Below are 20738 nucleotides of genomic sequence, written 5' to 3' on the forward strand. Positions count from 1 at the left end.
CACAAAAAAACGCGGAACAGCAAGCAACTGTTCCGCGTTTTTCATATTGATTTAATACTCACGCACCACCGCGCTTTGCTGCAACTGACCAATAAATGCTTCTTGGTTACGTTGTTGTGCTTGGCGAACCAATAAGCGGCGAATGGCTTCGGCTTGCATTTTGTATGGGTCGGTTTCGGTGCGGCTGCCCACCAATTCAATCATCTGCCATGTTGTACCTGCATTGCGCGGCGCACTCACTTCACCCACTTTTAATGTATGCAAAAACGGTTCTACATTTTCGGGCAACATATAATCGGTGATGTTGTCGTGCAAACCGCCATTAGCCGCCTGCGCTTCTTGCGAATAACGGCGTGCAATCGAAGCGAAATCCGTGCCTTGTGCAATCGCCGTAGCAATTTGCTGAATACGATTGCCTACTGCTGGCACATCGGCTTGACTAGTCGCGCGTAAAAGAATGCGACGAATGGTGTAAACCGTATAAGGCTCAGCCGCTGGCAAGGCTTGACCTGTTTTTTGCGCGTTCACAGCGTATTCCTGAATTTGCGCTTCGGTGATGTTAATGTCGCTGTTTAAGTTGCTCAACATATGCGCAATGAGCAAATCTTTTGCCACCTCAAGGCGATAAGACTCTTTGGTGTAGCCGACACTAGCCGCTTTGGCATACAAAGCAGCAACAGTGGTTTTGTCTTGCGCGGCACGGCGTTGCAATTCTTCATCAATGCCTGCTTCGGGTACGCGCAACTGTTGTTGGCGAGCCGCATCGGCAAGCAGCGAACGCTCTACCAACTGCATCTTGGCAGCCTGCACTAATTGCGCTTCGGGAATGTCCTTGTTGGTTGGGCGCGATTTGAGTTCACGCACGGTGCGCGACACGTCGCCATAAGTAATAATGGACGAATTGACTTCCATTAACACGCTGTTGAGTGGCTTGATGTCGGCAGCGCAGGCTGCTTGAATGCCCAAACCCAGCATAATGGCGGCTGCAAGTGTACGAATATTTGTCATCTTATATATACCTCGTTGGTTTTGCTGTACCCAGGAATTCCCAAGCGTAGCTGTTCATAAGGATTGTTACCGATATTACTTAAATCTTTAAGTTGCAATGTGAAAAATACGGCGTTTTTGTGTGTCGTGCGACCATTTTCGATGCCTGTGGCATAGCGTTGTCCCACCACGCTCATGCTCCAACAACCGCATGGATTTTTGTATTCCAAACCCAAAGTTTGCTCCAATGTGGCATAAGGCTTCACGCTAAAATTATATCGCCCTACCGCATACAAATTGGGGGTTATCGGCCATTGTGCTGCCAAATCCACATGTCGTAATTCGCCAAAATAACCCGAGAAAATCTCTTCGTTGCGACTGTATTTAAAGCGCGAACTCAACACTTTGCCTGCTTCTGGGTTGTAGCGCAAGCCAAAATTCATCTGTTCGGTGCGATTTGTGCTTTCGTTCCAATGCAGTTGCGTGTCAGCAAACCAGTTGGGATAAATCTGTCCACCAGCAAAAGCAGCGATATCGCTTTTACGGCGCGCACTCGATTGCAGGCTGCCATCTAACAACACATCATCGTCCGAAAAATAATATTTTTGCCCTACACCAGCGCGGAATACTTCTACACCTGTGTTGGCGTTCAACAAACGAGTTTGTATGCCGACTGCGGTGCTGTTGCTGGCATTGATGCGGTCACTGCCCGAAAAGATGTTTTCGCGAAATAATTGGTCATAGCTAAACGAGTTTTGCGATGAGTCAAAATTAGGCAACGTGTTTTGTTCACGGCTGGAAATGTAGTTATAAAACAAGCGCGGTTCAAGTGTTTGAATATAGGCTTGTTTAAACAACATTTGTTCGCGTTCAAATGTCAAACCTGCGTCCACATTGGCAATCGGCAACACGCGCGATACACGGCGACTGGGATTACCACCTTCATTTTTCAGCCAATATTGCGTGGCGTGTACCCCAATTTTGGGGCGCACATAACCCCAACTACGCGAAAAATCCCACGTTACGCTGGGATACACTACCAAGCGCGAGCCGCTTTGCCAGTCTGGGTGTTCAAAGCGCGTGATGTGGCTTGTCCAATTTAAGCTGGCGTTGCCGATACTGCGCTGCCAATCCAGCGAAAAGCGTGGCAAAATGGCATAAGGGCGCGAAATATTGCCGCTACCATCGGGCAAAGTTTGGTATTTGCGTACCAACAAACCAGCCTGCACATTGCCGCCCAGCCATTGATTGACATAACTTAACCACAGTTGGCGGTCTAGATTCACGTTTTCGGCGATTTCGTTGCGCCCGTAAAAATCGCGATAATAATCGTTGTCGGACACTTGGGTAAAATCAATGCCACCCGATAAATGTGCGTTAAATTGATGATAATGTCTCAGGCGGACTTCGTAGCGATTGTCGTATTTTGATTCGCTATCGTGTGGCATATATTCCGCGCTGATTGCGCCACGGTATTTAGGCTGCAAATAACGGAACTCACCGCCCAATTGTGCGCCGCGCTCTGAAATATACGCAGGCGTTACAGTCGCATCGTAATTGGGCGCGAGATTGAAATAATACGGCTGTTTATAGGTTGCACCGTCCGAACCAATCGACACAGTTGGCACTAAAAAACCACTTTTGCGATTGCCATTAATCGGAAAATCCACCCACGGCGTGTACAAAATCGGTACGCCAGCAAACACCAATCGCGCATGACGTGCTACGCCGATGCCCGATTTGTTATCCGCTTTCATTTCTGCCGCTTGGATATACCACGATGTATCACCGGCACTACAAGTGTTGAATTTCACATCTTGCAACTGTGTTTGCTGTTCGTTCAGCAGCGTTACTTTTTTGCTCACACCTTGCAGCCTGCGCCCATCTTGTTCGGCAACAAATTCGGCATTGTCTGCACTGCCATTTTTTTGCGCCAAGTGATAATTAAGCCGCTCGCCCTGCACGGTTTCGCCATTTTGGCGCGTCAAAACAAACGCATCGCCTGCCTGCACCGTTTCATCTTGCGGATTGTATTCCACCCATTGTGCATTAAGCGTGTCGCCATTGCGTTCCACAATCGCATCGCCCTCGGCACGATGCACCACATTGGTTTGCCCTGCGGCTTTGTCTGCCGTGATGCGCGTTACATCGCTGGGCAAAGCATCGCCACCGCTGGTTTTGGCACGAGCCAATTCTGCCGATGACGGCGCAGGCGCATGACACAAACGGCTAGACGACCAAGTGTCCGAAGCAGCCTGCACGGAGTGGGCAAAAGTCAATGCCACTGCCGCGAACAAGGGTTTATACACAAATGAGCGAGACAAAATCACACCTACACATAAATTTAACGTTAAAATGGCGGTCATTTTAACCGAAAACCAGCGTATTCACATCATGCAAAGAGAATCTGCACTAAAAAATTGGTTGGCGCAATGCTATCCACAACAAAACTTCACTTTATCGTTTGCGGCAGCCGATGCCGATTTTCGCCGTTATTTTCGCGCAACGTTTGCCGATGGCAGCAGCGTGATTTGCATGGACGCACCGCCCGATAAAATGAACACCGAGCCTTATGTTCGCATACAAAAACTATTTTCCATGCTTAACGTGCCGCAAATTTTGCATTACGATGCCGCACAAGGGTTTATGGTACTCAACGACTTGGGCGATATTCAATACCTCAAAGCCATGCAGCACGAAAACACGCCCGAAGCGCACAAAGCCCTGCTGCTAGAAGCAATTGACGAATTGATTATTTTGCAAAAAGCCAGTGTTGCAGGCTGCTTGCCCGAATACGACCACGAAATTCTGTTGCGCGAAGTCAATTTGTTTCCCGAATGGTTTGTGGCAAAAGAATTGGGGCGCGAACTCAATTTCGCCCAACGCAAATTGTGGCAACAAACTTTGGATGTGCTGTTGCCCGCAGTTGAGCAGCAACCCAAAGTATTTGTGCATCGCGATTTTATCGTGCGAAACTTAATGCTCACACGCGACCGCCCTGCCGTGTTGGATTTCCAAGACGCGCTGTATGGCGCAATCACCTACGATTTGGTGTCGCTCACACGCGATGCGTTTATTGAGTGGGACGAAGAATTTACGTTAGACATCGTGATTCGCTATTGGGAAAAGGCGCGCGCTGCTGGTTTGCCCGTTCCAGTCGAATTTGACACGTTTTATCGTTGGTACGAATGGACGGGCGTGCAACGTCATTTGAAAGTGGCAGGCATTTTTGCGCGTTTGTGGCACAGAGATGGCAAAGACAAATATCGCCCCGAAATCCCGCGCTTTTTGAATTATTTGCGCCGTACTTCGCGCCGCTATGCCGAACTCGCGCCCTTGTATGCGCTGTTGCTGGAATTGGTGGGCGATGAAGAATTGCAGACGGGTTATACGTTTTAAATCCCACATATAAAAGTGCAGGCTGCTTTTTTCACGGTTTTTGCCGTAAAAAGCAGCCTGCACTTTCTTATCTTAATTTTGATTTATGAATTTTGCGCGGCATAGCGTTGCAACAATTCTTTAAACGCTGCGCCTGTTTCTGGGTGTTTCAAACCAAACGCCAGCGTGGCTTCTAAATAGCCGATTTTGCTGCCACAGTCATAACGCACGCCGTCAAATGCGTGTGCCAACACAGGTTCGTATTCCAGCAGTTTGGCAATGCCATCGGTCAGTTGGATTTCGCCGCCTGCACCGCGTGGCGTATTTTGCAGCAATTCAAAAATGCGCGGAGTCAAAATATATCGCCCCACCACCGCCAAATTGGACGGTGCTTCTTCTGGCTTCGGTTTTTCCACAATGCTTTGAATGCGTTGATATTGCTGCCAATCCGCAATTTCCACAATGCCGTATGACCCAGTTTGGTCAGGCGCAACGGTTTCTACACCCAACACGCTGCTGCCTGTTTGATTGTAGCTGTCAATCATTTGCGCCAACGCACCTTTGGGCGCGTCAATTAAATCGTCTGCCAAAATAACGGCAAACGGCTCGTTGCCCACCGCTGCTTGGGCGCACAACACCGCATGTCCCAATCCCAACGCTTCGGCTTGGCGAATATACAAACAAGTGATGTTGGACGGCAAAATGTTTTGCACATGCGCCAACAATTTTTCTTTGTGGCGCAAGGTCAATTCGGTTTCCAGTTCGTAGGCTTTGTCAAAATGGTCTTCAATGCTGCGTTTGCTGCGTCCTGTTACAAAAATAATCTCGGTGCAGCCTGCTTCTACCGCTTCTTCTACGCCATATTGAATCAATGGCTTATCCACAATCGGCAACATTTCTTTTGGGCTGGCTTTGGTAGCAGGCAAAAAGCGCGTTCCCATGCCTGCAACTGGGAAAACAGCTTTGCGAATTTTTTGGCAGGTCATGATTTTCTCCTTATAAAATTAGACGGATAGATGCGCGTATTTTAGCATGACTTTTAAGAGAAAATAAAAAAGGACTGCTATAATTTAGCAGTCCTTTAAATTTTGGTGCCGGCGGCAGGAATCGAACTCGCGACCCCCTGATTACAAGTCAGGTGCTCTACCAACTGAGCTACACCGGCAAAGAAGTCGCTATTATGCGGATAATTCGGTTTCTTGGCAAGCGTTATTTTGATTTATTTTGTAATAGAACGTCATTTTGCTGTTTTTAAATAAAATTTAATTAGCAAGATTTATTGAGCGAGCAAATTTTTTGTGATGATTTGGCAAATTTGTTGCAAATATTCGGCATCAATTTCGTCAAATTGGTTGATTTGCTCGGCATCGGCATCTAGTACACCGATGATTTGTTGCCGTTGGTTGTATAGCGGTACGACAATTTCGGATTGTGAACGGCTGGAACAGGCGATGTGGTCGGGGTGTTGGTTTACATCGGGTACGACAATGGTGCGATTTTGCGCCCATGCTTGTCCGCAAACGCCACGTCCGTGTGCGATTCGGGTGCAGGCGACTGGGCCTTGAAAAGCGGATAGTTGCAATTCGGTACGTTGGTCATCAATCAAATAAAAGCCAACCCACAACCAGCCAAAGGTTTCTTTGAGCAGGGCATTGACGTTGGCGAGTCCTGCGATGAATAGGTTGCGGTCGCTGCTCAATAGGGCTTCTATGGCTGGGACGATGGTTTGGTAGCGTTCGGTTTTGCTGGCATTGGGGGCGATGTGGGGTTCGTGCATTGGGGAATCTTTCGGGTTAGATAAAAAATCAATGTGCAGGCTGCTTTTTATCGTGCAAAAGCAGCCTGCACTTTTTTATGGCTTACATTTGTTGCAAGGTTGCGACGCTGGGGGCGTAGTAATATGCGCCTGTTTTGGCTTGGCTTAATCGTTCCAGCAGCAAATCGGTTAAACCGTCTGGCACGTCGCCAAACATGTGCTGCAACTGCGCTTCTATATTGTGCAGGCTGCTTGCGTAGGCAACAAAAGCCAATCCGTGTTCGCCTGACGCGCTGCCATAGGGCAAACTACGGCGCACAATTTTTAGCCCAACGCCGTTTTCTTTGATGTTAGTTCGGGCGATGTGGCTGCGTGGGTGGCGGTCGGCTTTGGCGAATTCTTCATCGCTTTGTTTACTACGCGCCACGCTTTGTTCTTGTTCGGCAACGCTGTGGCTGTTCCATTTGGCTAGGTCGTGTTGATAGCGTTGGAATACGATGTAGCTGCCGCCGTGTTGGTTGAGCGCGATGGATTGGATTTTTTCATCGCCGTGTGGGTTTTCTGTGCCATCAACAAAGCCGTCTAGTCCGCGATTTTCGTGGCGGCGGAAGCCTTGTGTTTCTTGGGCGACTTCAATCGCTGTGCCAAAAATGTCCAATACGGATAGGGCAAGCGCGAAATTGCTGTCGTGTTGATTGGATTGAATGTGAATCAACAAATCGTGTTGCGTGGCCGGGGCGATGATGTTGCCTGTGCCATAGCTGGGGAAATTTTTGAGTTCGGGGGCTTGGCTGGCAGCGGCTTGGGTTTGCCAGAAGTCTGCGCCAAATGCGATGGTCATACCGATTTGGTCTTGCGGACGTTGGTTTTGCAACTGTTCTAGCGCGACAAGGGCGGCGCGACAAGCTGTGCCAATTTGTGCAGGCTGCTTGATTTGGGCTTCAATCCAAATGGCTGCACTGGCGTGTTCGTTGGAGAGAATGGGGTTCATGTTGGTGTTCCTTGTTGTGATACGAGAAAGTGGAATTATAACGAAATTGGGCAAAAAAGCAGCCTGCATCTTTACCCAGCCTTACACGTTTTCACACAGAAAAAAGCAGCCTGCACGTTTACAATATCGCCTTTTTTACACACACTTGCCTATGAAATTCTTTTCTATCTTTACCCTGTTTGGGCTGCAACTGTTCACTTACTTTTTTGCGCGATTTTTGATTTGGTGGCTTGCCATTCAATCCAAAACCGCGCGTAAACGATTATTTGCAGGATGTTTTTTATTTGGCAACGGCTTGTTGATTTCGGCTTTGGTGTTTCGAGTTCACGGGCTGTCTCGCTGGTCGGCAGTGTGGTTGGTGTTGCTGCTGTTTACGTTTTTTACCAGCTTAATCGTATTATTTTTGTATCGCGTTTTGAAGCTGGCCAAAAGGCAGCCTGCACATTACACTCGTGCTTTGCGAATTTTATCGCCATTGATTTTGTTTAGCTTTTTTGGTACGGCAATTTACAATGCCTACACGCCTGTTGTCCGCCATGCCAGTATTTCAATCAACAAACCGTTGGCGCAACCGATTCGCATTGGCATGGCTGCCGACACGCATTTGGGCATCTTGGTGGGCGCACGACAATTAGACAAATTGTCCAACATTATGGCGCAAGAAAAAGTGGATATGATTTTGCTGCCTGGCGACATCATGGACGATGACACGGTGGCATACGAAGCGGAAAACATGAAGCCGCATCTGCAAAAACTCCGCGCACCGCTGGGCGTGTATGCCACGTTGGGCAATCACGATTTGTTTGGACAAGAACGCGCCATTACGCAAGCCTTGCAAGATGCGGGCATTACGGTATTGCACGACAATGCGGTGCTGGTGGACAACCGCGTGTGGGTGGTGGGTCGCCCCGACAACTTGGACAAAAATCGCTTGCCAACCAAACAGTTATTGACGCAAGCCGACACAACTTTGCCTGTATTTTTGCTAGACCATCGCCCTGATGGCGTGTCGGAACATTCGCAACTGCCGATTGATGTGCAAGTGTCTGGGCACGTTCACAATGGGCAAGTGTTCCCAGCCAATTATATTGTGAAGATGATTAATCGCTTGCATTATGGTTATGAACAAATCGGCTTGGGGCATTATTTTGTGACTTCGGGCTTTGGTTTTTGGGGCGTGCCGTTCCGTTTGGGCTCGCAAAGCGAAGTTTGGATTATTGATGTGAAAGGGACGCAGCCTGCGTCTTATAGTGAATTAAATTCAAACTAGTACTGCGTTGCCAACTCCCTTATGTACTAGCTGTACACGGCGGTCGTTGTCGCCTTGTCCTAGGTTGAATTTAATCCACTATAAATCACGCGAAAAAAGCAGCCTGCACTTTTGTAAGCAAACAAAAAGTGCAGGCTACTTTGTTCTTTTATTATAATGCCCAATTTTTCATCGCCCAATCCAAACCATGCCCCACCTACTCCGCGCCCTGCTGCTCGCGGCCATTCCCGCCGCTTTTTTGTGCCTACTCACCGCTATTCCGCTGTGGAAAATGCTGGATTATGGCGGCTCGCCCCTGTGGCTAGAAATGCTGCACGACAGCTACTACCGCCAGCGCATTCTCTGGACAGCCACGCAAGCAGCCTGCACCGTCTTGCTGACCTTGCTGCTCGGTTTGCCCTGCGCGTGGGCGTTGGCGCGATTGCAGTTTTCAGGTAAAGCATTGATTTTAAGCCTATTGATGTTGCCGTTTATTATGCCGACTTTGGTCGCAGGCATGGGCGTGTTGGCATTGTTTGGCGAAAAAGGACTGCTGTGGCGCGGTTGGCAAGACACCGCCGTATTACTGCTCTATGGCAATATTTTCTTCAATTTGCCTGTGCTGATTCGTTCTGCCTACCAAGGCTTGCTCGCCGTGCCAGCCAATCGCATCGCTGCCGCCAAAACGCTGGGCGCAAACGCTTGGCAACAATTTTGGCACGTTGAACTGCCCGTGTTGCGCCCATGGCTCGCAAGTGCAGGCTGCTTGATTTTTCTATACTGCTTTTCTGGCTTCGGCTTGGCATTGCTGCTGGGCGGACAACAATACGCCACCGCCGAAGTAGAAATCTACCGCCTAATCGCACACGAACTGGACTTGGAACGCGCCAGCGTATTGGTTTGGCTGGTGCTGTTTGCCACCACCGCCGCAGGTTTGCTCAACGCATGGTTCAGTCGCCAAACCCACGCCGCCGACATTCGCCCGATTGCCGCGCAAAGTCCAAGCAGCCTGCACCACAAAATCCTGCTCGGCTACACCCTATTCTTGCTGACCGCGTGTTGCGTCCTACCCTTGCTGGCGATTGTGGTGCAAGCCACCCAAGCAGGCAGCGCGTGGCGCGTGTTATGGCACGAAGACACACTTTCCGCACTGTGGAACACGCTGCGATTTTCCACCATTGCGCTATTTGGTACAGCCGTATTAGGCATACTCCACGCCGCAGCCGCTCGCGCCATACCGCTGTTTCGCAGCATCACATTTTTACCGTTTATGATTTCGCCCGTGTGTTTATCGTTTGGCGCGCTGCTGGCATATCCACAACACGCAGGCAGCCTGCACTTGCTGCTTGCGCTGTATGTATTGCTCGCCTATCCTTTTGTTACCAAAGACGTTTTGGCAACATGGGACGCACTGCCCCATCGCTATTTCCAAGCCGCACAAGTGTTTGGCGCAAGCCCAATCCAAACGCTGTGGCACATTACCTTGCCGCTGCTGCGCCCTGCATTACGGCGCGGTTTGACCTTTGCCGCTGCCACCAGCATAGGCGAATTTGCCGCCACGCTCTTTTTATCGCGCCCCGAATGGCAAACGCTCACCACGCTGATTTACTACTATTTGAGCAAAGTCGGTAACAACAATTACGGCAAAGCGATGGTGCTGACTTTGTTGTTGATGACGTTGGCAACGCTGGTTTTTGTGTTGTTGGATACGCAGGAATCGCGCAAGAAATCGGTAGCGGACTAAACAAAAGCAGCCTGCATTTTTTTGGTTGATTTAAAGTGCAGGCTGCTTTTCATCATCACGCCCTACAATCACGCCACATCAATCCATTCTATAAAAAGCAGCCTGCAATACATCAACCAAACAATGCTAAAATACGCAGTTCATTTTTATTTTTCAGGCAACTCAAATCATGGCTCAAAACAACGACTTCATTCGCATTCGTGGCGCACGCACCCACAATCTCAAAAACATTGACCTAGACATTCCCCGACACCAACTTGTTGTGATTACGGGGCTTTCAGGCAGCGGCAAATCTTCGCTGGCGTTTGATACGCTGTACGCCGAAGGGCAACGCCGTTATGTGGAAAGCCTGTCCGCCTACGCGCGTCAATTTTTGCAGATGATGGATAAACCCGATGTGGATTTGATTGAAGGCTTGTCGCCAGCCATTTCCATTGAGCAAAAATCCACGTCCCACAATCCGCGTTCCACAGTCGGCACGGTTACGGAAATCCATGATTATTTGCGCCTTTTGTATGCGCGTGTCGGCACGCCGTATTGCCCAGAACATCATCAACCGCTTGCCAGCCAAACCGTGTCGCAAATGGTGGACGCGATGTGCAGGCTGCCTGAAGACACGCGCGTGATGATTTTAGCCCCTGCGGTGGTTAACCGCAAAGGCGAATTTGTTGATTTATTTATGGATTTACAAGCACAAGGTTTTGCGCGTGTGCGTGTGGACGGCAAAATTTACGCCATTGAAGACGTGCCAAAATTGGAAAAAAACATCAAACACAATATTGATGTTGTGATTGACCGCGTGAAAGTGCGCGATGATATTCAACAGCGATTGGCGGAAAGTTTTGAAACCGCGCTGCGACACGGCGATGAACGTGCTTTGGCGTTAGAAATGGATTCGGGCGTGGAACATTGGTTTTCGGCGCGATTCGCTTGCCCTGTTTGCTCGTACAGTTTACCCGAACTTGAACCGCGTTTATTCAGTTTTAACAATCCATTAGGTTCGTGCCAAACCTGCGACGGTTTGGGCAGCACCGATTTTTTTGACGCAGAACGAGTAGTCGCACACCCCGAATTATCGCTCTCGGCTGGCGCGATTGATGGCTGGGACAAACGCAATCAATTTTATTTTCAAATGATTCAATCGCTTGCCAAACATTATGGTTTTGACGTGGAAACCCCTTGGGAAATGCTGCCTGAAAAAATCCAAAAAATCATTTTGAATGGTTCAGGAAAAGAAATTATTCCATTCAAATACTTATCCGAAAAAGGCGGCACATTTGAACGCGAACACGCATTTGAAGGCATTATGCCAAATTTGGAACGCCGTTATCGCGAAACCGACAGCGAAACCGTGCGCGACAAATTGCGCGAATACCAAAACCACCGCGCCTGCCCAAGCTGCGGCGGTGCGCGTTTGCGTAAAGAAGCGCGACACGTTTTAGTCGGCGGACAAGCCTTGCACGATATTTCCGCATTGCCATTAAATCAAACACTTGCGTTTTTTGAAAACCTGCAATTAGACGGTAACAAAGCCCAAATTGCCGAAAAAATCCTAAAAGAAATCATGGAACGCTTGGGCTTTTTGATTAACGTGGGTTTGGATTATTTGAATTTGAGCCGTTCCGCCGAAACGCTGTCAGGCGGTGAAGCCCAACGCATTCGCCTAGCCAGCCAAATCGGTTCGGGCTTGACAGGCGTGATGTACGTTTTGGACGAGCCGTCAATCGGTTTGCACCAACGCGACAACGATAGATTATTGATGACATTGAAAAGATTGCGCGATTTGGGTAACAGCGTGATTGTGGTTGAACACGATGAAGACGCAATCCGCCACGCCGATTTTGTCGTGGATATGGGCGTAGGCGCAGGCGAACACGGCGGCAGCGTGATTGTTTCAGGCAGCCCCGAAATCGTAGCGAAAGATGAAAATTCATTGACGGGACAATATTTAAGCGGCAAACAATCCATTCCTGTGCCGTCTGAAAGAACGCCTGTTAATCCCGACAGAATGCTCGTTCTGAAAGGCGCAAGCGGCAATAATTTGAAAAATGTAACGCTAGAATTGCCTTTGGGCTTAATCACTTGCGTAACAGGCGTTTCAGGCAGCGGCAAATCCACGCTGATTAACGACACGCTCGCCAAAATCGCCCACCGCGAGCTCAACCGCGCCCACGAAGAACCAGCCCCCTACGACAGCATTCACGGCTTGGAACATTTGGACAAAGTGATTACCGTTGACCAATCGCCCATCGGCAGAACACCGCGTTCCAACCCAGCCACTTATACAGGCTTGTTTACGCCAATCCGCGAATTGTTCGCAGGTGTGCCATTGTCGCGTGAACGTGGTTACAGCGTGGGGCGGTTTTCGTTCAACGTCAAAGGCGGACGCTGCGAAGCGTGTCAAGGCGACGGCGTGATTAAAGTAGAAATGCACTTTCTGCCCGATGTGTACGTCCCTTGCGAAGTCTGCCACGGCAAACGCTACAACCGCGAAACGCTGGAAGTGCAATACAAAGGCAAAAACATTCACGAAGTTTTGGCGATGACGGTAGAAGAAGCCTTTGAATTTTTTGAAAATGTGCCGACCATTGCCCGAAAATTACAAACCTTGCAAGACGTGGGATTAGGCTATATCCGTTTGGGACAATCCGCGACCACGCTATCGGGTGGCGAAGCACAACGTGTGAAACTCGCCCTAGAATTATCCAAACGCGACACAGGACGCACGCTGTATATTTTGGACGAACCGACCACAGGTCTGCATTTCGCCGACATTGCCCTGCTGCTGCAAGTCATAGGCCGTCTGAAAGGCAAAGGCAACTCGATAGTGATTATCGAGCATAATCTGGATGTGATTAAAACTGCGGATTGGATTGTGGATTTGGGGCCGGAAGGCGGTGATGGCGGTGGGAGGATTATTGCGGAAGGTAGCCCTGAACAGGTGGCGAAGGTTAAGGGGAGTTATACTGGGAAGTATTTGAAGGTTTTTTTTGAATTCAATTAGTAATTGAATAATCAATGCTTGTTAAATTTGATTGGAAAGAAATATTATGAAAAATCATATTATTGGTTTGATTGTAGGGATACTAACAACAGTAGCTGCAACTTTTATTATAAGCTGGATTAATTCTGGCAATATAAAATATGAATACTCTTTTAATAACTACGATAGACTAGCTTCCATTTTATCCATCAATATTGAAAATAATTCATCACAAATAGAAAAAGATATTCATATAATTATTCCTGGTTTTTTTCTTCCTACAAAAGAAGATCAAGAGAATATTAAAATGAAATCTTCTTTTTCTAACACATCAATGATGATTATTGATAAAAAAATTGAAATTACTATTCCTAATTTGAGACAAAAAGAAAAAGGAGAGATACAACTACTCTTTTTAGGTGGTGCTCCATTTTCTGATTATTCACTGGATAATGAATTGCTTGTAACATCAGAAAATACTATTGCGACGAGAAAAAACTATTTATTTACCGACAAAAATTTTGATAATACGGTTTTTTTATTAATAATGACTATTTTAGCAACATTCATAGTTTTACTGTTAATAGCTTTTATTTCTGATTATTTAACGCCATACGAAAGTAAGAAAAACTCTCTCGTCGAAAACTTGAATAATCTAATGAAAAATAATAAAGAAAATAAAATGGTATCTTTTATTTCAATAGATGATGAACACAAGCAATCGTAGCTAGCAAGCCGTAGCCAGCATACCCAACTCACCGCGTGCGTGGCTGCGCCACACACCCTACCGTTGAATCACTCGGAACTTCAAAACCAACGTGTAGGGTGTGTGCGGTACGCACGCACGCGGTTGCTTGATTAACGATTTGCCGTTTCAACTTTTAACTTCGTTGAAGCTAGCAATTTCAGACGACCTCAAAGGTCGTCTGAAAACATCAGCTTCAACGAAGTTAAAACCTTAAACAATAAACCATCCCTTCTCCAACACCCAAACCACAAGCAAAAATCCCATGGCGCGTTATCGCAGAAACTTCATTGCCGGCGGCACATTCTTTTTCACCGTCAAACTTGCCAACCCAAAATCGCGCCTGCTTGTCGAACATATCGACTTATTGCGTGCGGCTTATGTGGATGTGCAAAAACAATATCCCTTTGAAACCGTCGCCGTATGCGTGCTGCCGAACCACATTCATGCCATTTGGACGCTGCCGCCCGACGATGCGGATTATTCCCTGCGCTGGCGGCTGATTAAAACCAAATTCTCCGCACATTTCCCTCATGCCGAAAACCTGTCTGCCAGCAAACAGCGGCGGCACGAACGCGGTATTTGGCAACGGCGTTTTTATGAACACACCATGCGTGACGAAACGGATTTGCAACGTTGCACGGACTATATCCATTTCAATCCCGTCAAACATGGATTGTGTGGCAATGTCCGCGATTGGGCGTTTTCGTCATTTCACCGTTATGTACGGGATGGATGGCTGCCGTTGGATTGGGGCGGAACAAAAGAAACGGCGGTAATGAGTTTTGGGGAGTGAATGCTATAAAAAACTACCCACTGCGTGCGTGGCTGCGCCACACACCCTACCCATGATTCATGAGGAACTTCAAAATCAACGCGTAGGGTGTGTGCGATACGCACGCACGCGGTTGCTTAATTGACGTTTTGCCGTTTTCAAATTTACTTTCGTTGAAGCTGCCACTTTTCAGACGGCCTCAAATACCAATATGGCCTATCCGTCAATCCCCAAACCACCCACCTAAAACAAACCAATGTGCAGGCTGCTTTTCAACTTCGTTGAAGCTTCGTTTTCGGCAAGCGGCCATTAAAATATCCTATCAATAAAGGCTACCTGAAAAATATCCGACTCAACAAAGCCGAATATTTTTCAGGTAGCCTTTTCTTAACTTCACGGCAACCGCAGTTTCAAAAATCAGAAGCCGCCGTTATCTGCCAAACAACGCCGCCTTGCCTTCCGCGCCGGAAACATCCAGCACTTCAATCTCTTCCCCGTCCAGCACGGCCTGCGTCAGCATGGCCACGCCGCCGGAGGGGCCGATTTCCAAAATCCGCCGCACGCCCAGCGTGGCCATGCTGCGGCATTCAGCCATCCAGTCCACCGGATCCATCAGAATATTGTGTGCGATGCTGCGCGCCTGTTCCGCATCCAAACCGCAGGCGGCCGCCCATTCGGCTGTTTGCGCTACGGCGGGCAGCATGGCGGGGTGGTGGAAGCCGACTTCCACGTCCAGCCGCCACAGCAGGTTTTCGGGCGTTTGGCCATTTTCGTCTTTCACCGTGTCCGACAACACGCCGCACGCGCGCGCCACCGATTCGGGCTTGCCGCTGACGACAAAACCGACACTTTCGCATTGATTGGCAAATTAAACGCGGATTTACCTGCAAAATTAGCGGCGTTTGTGCGTGAAATGGTACGGATTAAGGCAGTAATCAAAGGCGCATGATTTTTCAAGCAGCCTGCACTCAAACCGTCGTATTTTTCTTTATGCATGGTATCATTCCGCATATTCGTAGCATTTCTCACAATCTAATCACTCTTTCATCTACATCATGACCAAAATCCCACCCACCATTCAACCCACTTTCGCATGGCTATGGCAACGCCCCGTGTGCTTTGTCGCCTTTGGCTTTGGCACAGGACTCGCCCCCAAAGCCCCAGGCACATTTGGCACATTGCCCGCCTTGTTTATTGCAGGTTTACTGCTCGGCTCAGGCATGAGCAAGCTGGCATTGGGCTTATTGTGCCTACCTCTATTTGCGCTGGGCATCTGGATTTGCAATCAAGCCGAACAAGCACTCGGCACACACGATTACAGCGGCATTGTGTGGGACGAAATCGTCGCCATGATGTTGATATTAGCGTGCATTCCGCAAGGCTTGGGCTGTTGGAGTTTAGCGTTTATCGTGTTCCGCCTATTTGACGCGCTAAAACCACCGCCGATTCGTTGGTTTGACCAAAAAGTACACGGCGGATTGGGCGTGATGCTAGACGACATCATCGCCGCCATCATGACGATTATCGTCTTGTACATCATCATTTGGATAAGCTAATGGAACACAATATTTTGATTCACGTTACACCGCAATATCGCGCCGCCGACAGCGACATCATACAAAGCCGATTTGCGTTTTCCTACAAAATTAAGATTGAAAACCGCAGCGATGAAATCATCACGCTCCGCACCCGAACATGGAAAATTACCGACGCTTGTGGCAACATAGAAAATGTACACGGCGTAGGCGTAGTGGGCGAACAGCCGACTTTGTATTCGGGCGATTGTTTTGAATACCAAAGCGGCACACAGCTCGACACGCCTTGGGGTAGCATGGAAGGGCAATACGAATTTGAAACGAGCTGGGGCGGACGCATCGAAGTGGTGATTCCGCGCTTTGAATTGAAGTCGGATATTTTGCCGCAGTAATCATCATAAGATGCAGGCTGCTTTTAATAGTGAAGTGAAATTGCAATGATACTGCGTTGATAACGCTCTTATGTGCTATTTGCACACGGCGAGCGTTATCGCCTTGTCTCATTTTTATTTCACTTCACTATAAGCTGGCACGCAATTAGCTAGATTAACTTTATCTTTATGTAACCAACCAAAGGAAACAAACATGATTAACCAATTTGAAATCAACAACTACGCGAAAAAACAAGTAGATGAATATTTGGCGCAACACAATTTGAGCCTAAAAGACGCGATGGACACCGAAAGCCATAGCGCACAAATCGCCACCATGTTGCACGGCGGCTTCCCAAAAATGGTACAAAAAATCTATTCGCTTGCTAAATTCCAAACCTTTTTTTGGGAAAAACGCGATTTGTTGCACAACCATTTAGTCAATCGCTTTACTGTATTGGAAAAACAAGCGGCTAAAAAAGCCAAATAATTCGCGCAAATGATAAAGCAGCCTGCACTTTTTGTTGATTTAAAGTGCAGGCTGCTTTTTATTCCTCACTCAAATTGCGCAATCCAACGCAGGCAAACCCACGCCACACTCTCGCAACATCTGCACCGTTTCAAACACAGGCAAGCCCATTATGCCCGAAAAACTGCCCAACAAATGCGAAATAAACACGCTCGCCAAACCCTGAATGCCATACGCCCCCGCTTTATCCATTGGCTCGCCTGTGGCAATATATTGGCGAATTTCTTGTGTACTCAATGGCTTAAAGAATACTTCGTTTGCCTGCACCACGCTCAATTCTTTGCCTTGCCACGACACACAAACGCCTGTCAAAACTTGGTGCGCCTTGCCCGATAATTGCAGCAGCATTTGTTCAGCGTGTTCGGTCGATTCGGGTTTACCCAAGATTTCATTGCTCAACACCACGCTGGTGTCTGCGCTCACAATCGGCAAATCTTGGCGCGTGGCAGCAATGGTGCGATTTTTTTCACACGCCAAACGCAAGACATAATCGTGGGGCGATTCGTTGTGGCGTGGCGTTTCGTCAATATCCGCAGGCAGCCTGCACACGGTGTAGCCCAAGTTTTCCAAAATCTCGCGGCGGCGTGGGCTGCCCGATGCCAAAATCAGCGTAGTCATAAAAAATCCTTTTGTTTATTTGCGTGATAAAAAGTGCAGGCTGCTTTTGAATCGCTCAAAAAGCAGCCTGCACTTATTTTTTATATAGTTGATTTAAATAAAAACGAGACAAGGCGACAACGCCCGCCGTGTACAATAAGTACATTGGCAACGCAGTATCGTTGCCATTTTAATCAACTATTAATTTAGTGATGATGACCATGCGCCCCATGGCTATGGCCATGCGCGATTTCTTCCGCAGTTGCATCGCGCACCGCTTCCACAGTCGCTTTAAAGCGGATTTTCATGCCTGCAAATGGGTGATTGCCGTCCACCACCGCTTTGCCGTCCGCCACGTCAGTCACGCGATAAATAATGATGCCGCCGTGTTCAGGGTCGTCCGCTTCAAACATCATGCCAGGTTCTACTTCCACAGGGAACACCGACAAATCTTCAATACGCACCAATTCTGGCTCTTGTTCGCCAAATGCGTCATCGGGCTGCATCAACACGTCCACCGTGTCGCCCACGTTTTTCTCGTGCAAGGCTTCTTCCACCAAAGGGAAAATGCCGTCATAGCCGCCGTGCAAATATTCAATCGGCTCAACGGTTTTGTCTAGCAAATTGTTGTCTGCATCAAACATTTCGTAGTGCAAAGTCACCACAGAGTTCTTTTTAATGCTCATAAAAATATCCTTCGTTTCAAATGGACAGCCTTGGCTGCAAGGGCAAGGATTGTAACATAACGCCATTTTTTTGATGTATGTTTTTTGTTAATTCAACCATTTAGCCTTACATGATAAAGTTCAGAAAAAATGCTTTTTTTGATAGGTGCAAATAAAAAAATAACATTTATAATCAGTTGTTTGATTTGTTTTTTGATAAAATAGCGCAACAAACACAAAGTAGCAATTGCATTCAAAAAAAATTTCGTGCAGAATTACAAAGTTCTGCTACCGATGACTGTTGTTTTGATAATAAAACGAAAAACAGTTGTCATTTTTTTATTTCTACAACATAACTTACAAGGTTTAAAAATCATGAAAAAATCATTGGCTGTTGCTGCTTTATTATCTTTGTTCGTTGCTGCTTGCGGCGGCGAAAAAACGGTTCAAACTCAACAAGCGGTTGCATCTGCTGCTTCTGCCGTTGTGGCTGAAACTGCGTCTGCTGCATCTGCGGCTGAAGCTTCTATGACTGAAGCGGCTTCTTCTGCACAAGCTGCGATGACTGAAGCTGCTTCTACTGTACAAGCTACGGCTGAAGAAGCTGCTTCTACTGTTGAAGCAGTTGCTGCGTCTGCTGCTTCTGCGGTTGCAAAATAATCAGCATCAACACAATCGCTTGATGCGCTTGCATTGAGCATTAGGGCTGAATACACTTTGTATTCAGCCCTAAAATTTTTATTTGAACAGTTAAAAGTGTACGCGCAGAAACCTTTGCAAAGCGGTTTGATTGCAGGCTGCTTTGCAAAGCTGGTTTTTGACCGTGCACCATACAGAAAGTATCCATAAAACGATGTTAAAAAAATGGTTAGACAATATGCTACCCAAACGGCGCAAACGACGTGCCGATGCGGTGGCGCGACATCATTTGGTGTTGCCTGTGCATCACGCTGCCGAAAAAGTATTGCGCGATTTGCATCAAGCAGGTTTTGAAGCCTATTTGGTGGGCGGTGCGGTGCGCGATTTGCTGCTGGGCGTTGAACCGAAAGACTTTGACGTTGCCACCAACGCCACGCCCGAACAAGTGTATCGTCTGTTTAAACGCAGTCGCGTGATTGGGCGACGTTTCCCGATTGTTCATGTGATGATTGGGCGCGACACGATTGAAGTCAGCACCTTTCGCAGCGGTGGCAAAGTCAAACAAAATGCCGATGGACGCATTATGCAAGACGTTGCCTATGGCACGGTGGAGCAAGACGCGCATCGTCGCGATTTCACTTGCAACGCGCTGTATTACGACATTTTTCGCCAAGAAGTACTAGATTTTCATCAAGGCGTAAACGACATTCAGGCGCGGCGTTTGGTTATGATTGGCGACCCAAAAGCGCGTTATATGGAAGACCCTGTGCGCATTCTCCGCGCCATTCGGCTGGCTGGCAAACTGAGCTTTGAAGTGGAGGCCAACACCGCCGCGCCACTTGCCGAATGCGTGGTTTTGTTACGCAAAGAACCCGTGTCGCGCCTGTTTGACGAATTGATGAAAATTTTGTTTTCGGGCAACGCTTCGGGCTGTTTGCAGCAATTTCATGTGTTGGGCATACAAAATATCCCGATTCACCCCATGCTCACCGCCATGTTGCACGCCAGTCAAGCAGGCAGCCTGCACATGTGCGTCCCCGCCTTGCAGCAAACCGATGAACGATTACGCAACGGACAATCCGTGTCGGTGGGCTTCATTTTGGCGGCTTTGTTTTGGGACGAATTAAATATCTATTGGCAAAAAGAATTGGCGTACGGCAAAGGCACAGTTGCCGCCATGATGGCTGCGGTAAACCAATTGCGCGATGAAATGGAACACGGCTGGGGCGTGCCACAACGCTTTTCGGCAACCATGCGCGAAATTTGGCTGCTGCAACCGCATTTTGAAAACCGCCGTGGTGGACGACCGTTTCGCTTGTTGGCGCAAGTTCGCTTTCGTGCCGCGTATGACTTTTTGCTACTTCGCGCCCAATCGCAAAGCAGCCTGCACGAATTAGCCGATTGGTGGACGCGATTCCAACGTGCTGGCAAAGACGAACGACAAGAAATGGCAAACACCGCGCCCGACAATACGGCTGGTAGCAGCAAAAAACGCAAGCGCAAACCGCGTAAGAAAAAGCCCAAAACAGCGGAATAAATCGGGCGAATAAAAGTGCAGGCTGCTTTTTTCAATTTTAAAAGCAACGCTCGTTCTACGAAGTGCCGTAGATTTAACCCCAAAAATCTATCGCTTGATTCTTGAAAGAATGCGCGTTTTGCTTTAACTTTGGCACACTAAAAGCAACTTAACATTTTGCGTAGTGGTAAGGCGTGTTGATATGATTAATATAGTGGATTAAATTTAGATTAGGACAAGGCAACAACAACTGCCGTGTACATCTAGTACATAAGGGA

General features: G+C 48.0%; 20 protein-coding genes and 1 tRNA gene. 11 read left to right on the forward strand and 10 right to left on the reverse strand.

Features of this window, described 5'->3' with window-relative positions:
- Positions 1–51 precede the first annotated feature (51 nt).
- Together BQ5809_RS02235 and BQ5809_RS02240 are read right to left on the reverse strand one after the other, a co-directional pair.
- The gene (locus BQ5809_RS02235; RefSeq protein WP_003788270.1) at positions 52–1008 is read right to left on the reverse strand and encodes a peptidylprolyl isomerase; all 957 of its coding nucleotides are present in this window, start codon (positions 1006–1008) and stop codon (positions 52–54) included.
- Positions 1005–3353 (reverse strand): LPS-assembly protein LptD, encoded by a 2349-nt coding sequence (locus tag BQ5809_RS02240; RefSeq protein ID WP_032827824.1) that lies wholly within the window; start codon positions 3351–3353, stop codon positions 1005–1007. The genes BQ5809_RS02235 and BQ5809_RS02240 overlap by 4 nt, the downstream gene beginning before the upstream one ends.
- A 28-nt stretch (positions 3354–3381) precedes the next feature.
- Here BQ5809_RS02240 and amgK point away from each other — a divergent pair, with 28 nt between their 5' ends.
- Positions 3382–4386: an N-acetylmuramate/N-acetylglucosamine kinase AmgK gene (gene amgK / locus BQ5809_RS02245; protein ID WP_032827825.1), complete on the forward strand. Its 1005-nt coding sequence runs from the start codon at positions 3382–3384 to the stop codon at positions 4384–4386.
- 83 nt (positions 4387–4469) lie between these two features.
- Here amgK and galU read toward each other — a convergent pair whose 3' ends face one another.
- The 4 genes from galU to BQ5809_RS02265 form a co-directional block, all read right to left on the reverse strand.
- Positions 4470–5351 carry a UTP--glucose-1-phosphate uridylyltransferase GalU gene (galU, locus tag BQ5809_RS02250; RefSeq protein WP_003788275.1) on the reverse strand — a complete coding sequence of 294 codons (882 nt, stop codon included), beginning with the start codon at positions 5349–5351 and terminating at the stop codon, positions 4470–4472.
- A 103-nt stretch (positions 5352–5454) separates the two neighbouring features.
- Positions 5455–5530, reverse strand: a tRNA-Thr gene (locus BQ5809_RS02255).
- 111 nt (positions 5531–5641) lie between these two features.
- Positions 5642–6142, reverse strand: a complete 501-nt coding sequence (locus BQ5809_RS02260; RefSeq protein ID WP_003788277.1) for a GAF domain-containing protein — start codon at positions 6140–6142, stop codon at positions 5642–5644.
- Positions 6143–6224: 82 nt separating this feature from the next.
- Positions 6225–7112, reverse strand: a complete 888-nt coding sequence (locus tag BQ5809_RS02265; RefSeq protein ID WP_003788279.1) for a Dyp-type peroxidase — start codon at positions 7110–7112, stop codon at positions 6225–6227.
- Positions 7113–7263: 151 nt separating this feature from the next.
- On the opposite strand from BQ5809_RS02265, the gene BQ5809_RS02270 reads away from it, so the two are divergent.
- The 5 genes from BQ5809_RS02270 to BQ5809_RS02290 all read left to right on the forward strand — a co-directional run bounded on the left by BQ5809_RS02270 (position 7264) and on the right by BQ5809_RS02290 (position 14629).
- Entirely contained in the window at positions 7264–8382 is a 1119-nt protein-coding gene (locus BQ5809_RS02270) for a metallophosphoesterase (RefSeq protein WP_032827855.1), read from the forward strand.
- 187 nt (positions 8383–8569) lie between these two features.
- Entirely contained in the window at positions 8570–10105 is a 1536-nt protein-coding gene (locus BQ5809_RS02275; RefSeq protein WP_003788286.1) for an ABC transporter permease, read from the forward strand.
- 169 nt (positions 10106–10274) lie between these two features.
- Positions 10275–13109, forward strand: coding sequence for an excinuclease ABC subunit UvrA (gene uvrA, locus BQ5809_RS02280; protein WP_003788289.1), 2835 nt, complete (start codon positions 10275–10277; stop codon positions 13107–13109).
- A 46-nt stretch (positions 13110–13155) separates the two neighbouring features.
- Positions 13156–13815, forward strand: coding sequence for a hypothetical protein (locus BQ5809_RS10945; RefSeq protein WP_003788290.1), 660 nt, complete (start codon positions 13156–13158; stop codon positions 13813–13815).
- A 283-nt stretch (positions 13816–14098) separates the two neighbouring features.
- The gene (locus tag BQ5809_RS02290; protein ID WP_003788294.1) at positions 14099–14629 is read left to right on the forward strand and encodes an REP-associated tyrosine transposase; all 531 of its coding nucleotides are present in this window, start codon (positions 14099–14101) and stop codon (positions 14627–14629) included.
- A 409-nt stretch (positions 14630–15038) separates the two neighbouring features.
- On the opposite strand, the gene BQ5809_RS02295 is transcribed toward BQ5809_RS02290, so the two are convergent.
- Both BQ5809_RS02295 and BQ5809_RS10950 read right to left on the reverse strand, forming a co-directional pair.
- Positions 15039–15389 carry a hypothetical protein gene (locus BQ5809_RS02295; RefSeq protein ID WP_231954160.1) on the reverse strand — a complete coding sequence of 117 codons (351 nt, stop codon included), beginning with the start codon at positions 15387–15389 and terminating at the stop codon, positions 15039–15041.
- Positions 15386–15604 carry a hypothetical protein gene (locus BQ5809_RS10950; protein ID WP_155114358.1) on the reverse strand — a complete coding sequence of 73 codons (219 nt, stop codon included), beginning with the start codon at positions 15602–15604 and terminating at the stop codon, positions 15386–15388. Before BQ5809_RS10950 ends, BQ5809_RS02295 begins: the two co-directional genes overlap by 4 nt.
- A gap of 59 nt (positions 15605–15663) precedes the next feature.
- Here BQ5809_RS10950 and BQ5809_RS02305 point away from each other — a divergent pair, with 59 nt between their 5' ends.
- The 3 genes from BQ5809_RS02305 to BQ5809_RS02315 all read left to right on the forward strand — a co-directional run bounded on the left by BQ5809_RS02305 (position 15664) and on the right by BQ5809_RS02315 (position 17004).
- Positions 15664–16164: a phosphatidylglycerophosphatase A family protein gene (locus tag BQ5809_RS02305; RefSeq protein ID WP_003788299.1), complete on the forward strand. Its 501-nt coding sequence runs from the start codon at positions 15664–15666 to the stop codon at positions 16162–16164.
- Positions 16164–16535 (forward strand): Co2+/Mg2+ efflux protein ApaG, encoded by a 372-nt coding sequence (apaG, locus tag BQ5809_RS02310; protein ID WP_003788301.1) that lies wholly within the window; start codon positions 16164–16166, stop codon positions 16533–16535. The genes BQ5809_RS02305 and apaG overlap by 1 nt, the downstream gene beginning before the upstream one ends.
- 193 nt (positions 16536–16728) lie before the next feature.
- On the forward strand, positions 16729–17004 hold the full coding sequence (locus BQ5809_RS02315) for a hypothetical protein (RefSeq protein ID WP_003788302.1): 276 nt from the start codon (positions 16729–16731) through the stop codon (positions 17002–17004).
- A 69-nt stretch (positions 17005–17073) separates the two neighbouring features.
- Here the strand turns inward: BQ5809_RS02315 and BQ5809_RS02320 are convergent, their stop codons facing one another.
- Both BQ5809_RS02320 and BQ5809_RS02325 read right to left on the reverse strand, forming a co-directional pair.
- Positions 17074–17661 (reverse strand): Maf family protein, encoded by a 588-nt coding sequence (locus tag BQ5809_RS02320; protein ID WP_003788304.1) that lies wholly within the window; start codon positions 17659–17661, stop codon positions 17074–17076.
- Between the two features lie 185 nt (positions 17662–17846).
- A complete protein-coding gene (locus BQ5809_RS02325; RefSeq protein ID WP_003788307.1) occupies positions 17847–18326 on the reverse strand; it encodes an FKBP-type peptidyl-prolyl cis-trans isomerase in 480 nt (159 codons plus the stop codon).
- A gap of 273 nt (positions 18327–18599) precedes the next feature.
- Here BQ5809_RS02325 and BQ5809_RS02330 point away from each other — a divergent pair, with 273 nt between their 5' ends.
- Positions 18600–18965: a hypothetical protein gene (locus BQ5809_RS02330; protein WP_396326419.1), complete on the forward strand. Its 366-nt coding sequence runs from the start codon at positions 18600–18602 to the stop codon at positions 18963–18965.
- A gap of 193 nt (positions 18966–19158) precedes the next feature.
- On the forward strand, positions 19159–20481 hold the full coding sequence (pcnB, locus tag BQ5809_RS02335) for a polynucleotide adenylyltransferase PcnB (protein WP_032827859.1): 1323 nt from the start codon (positions 19159–19161) through the stop codon (positions 20479–20481).
- Positions 20482–20738 lie beyond the last annotated feature (257 nt).

The sequence above is a fragment of the Kingella kingae ATCC 23330 genome (assembly GCF_900111845.1).
In the GTDB taxonomy this organism is placed as follows: Bacteria; Pseudomonadota; Gammaproteobacteria; order Burkholderiales; family Neisseriaceae; genus Kingella; species Kingella kingae.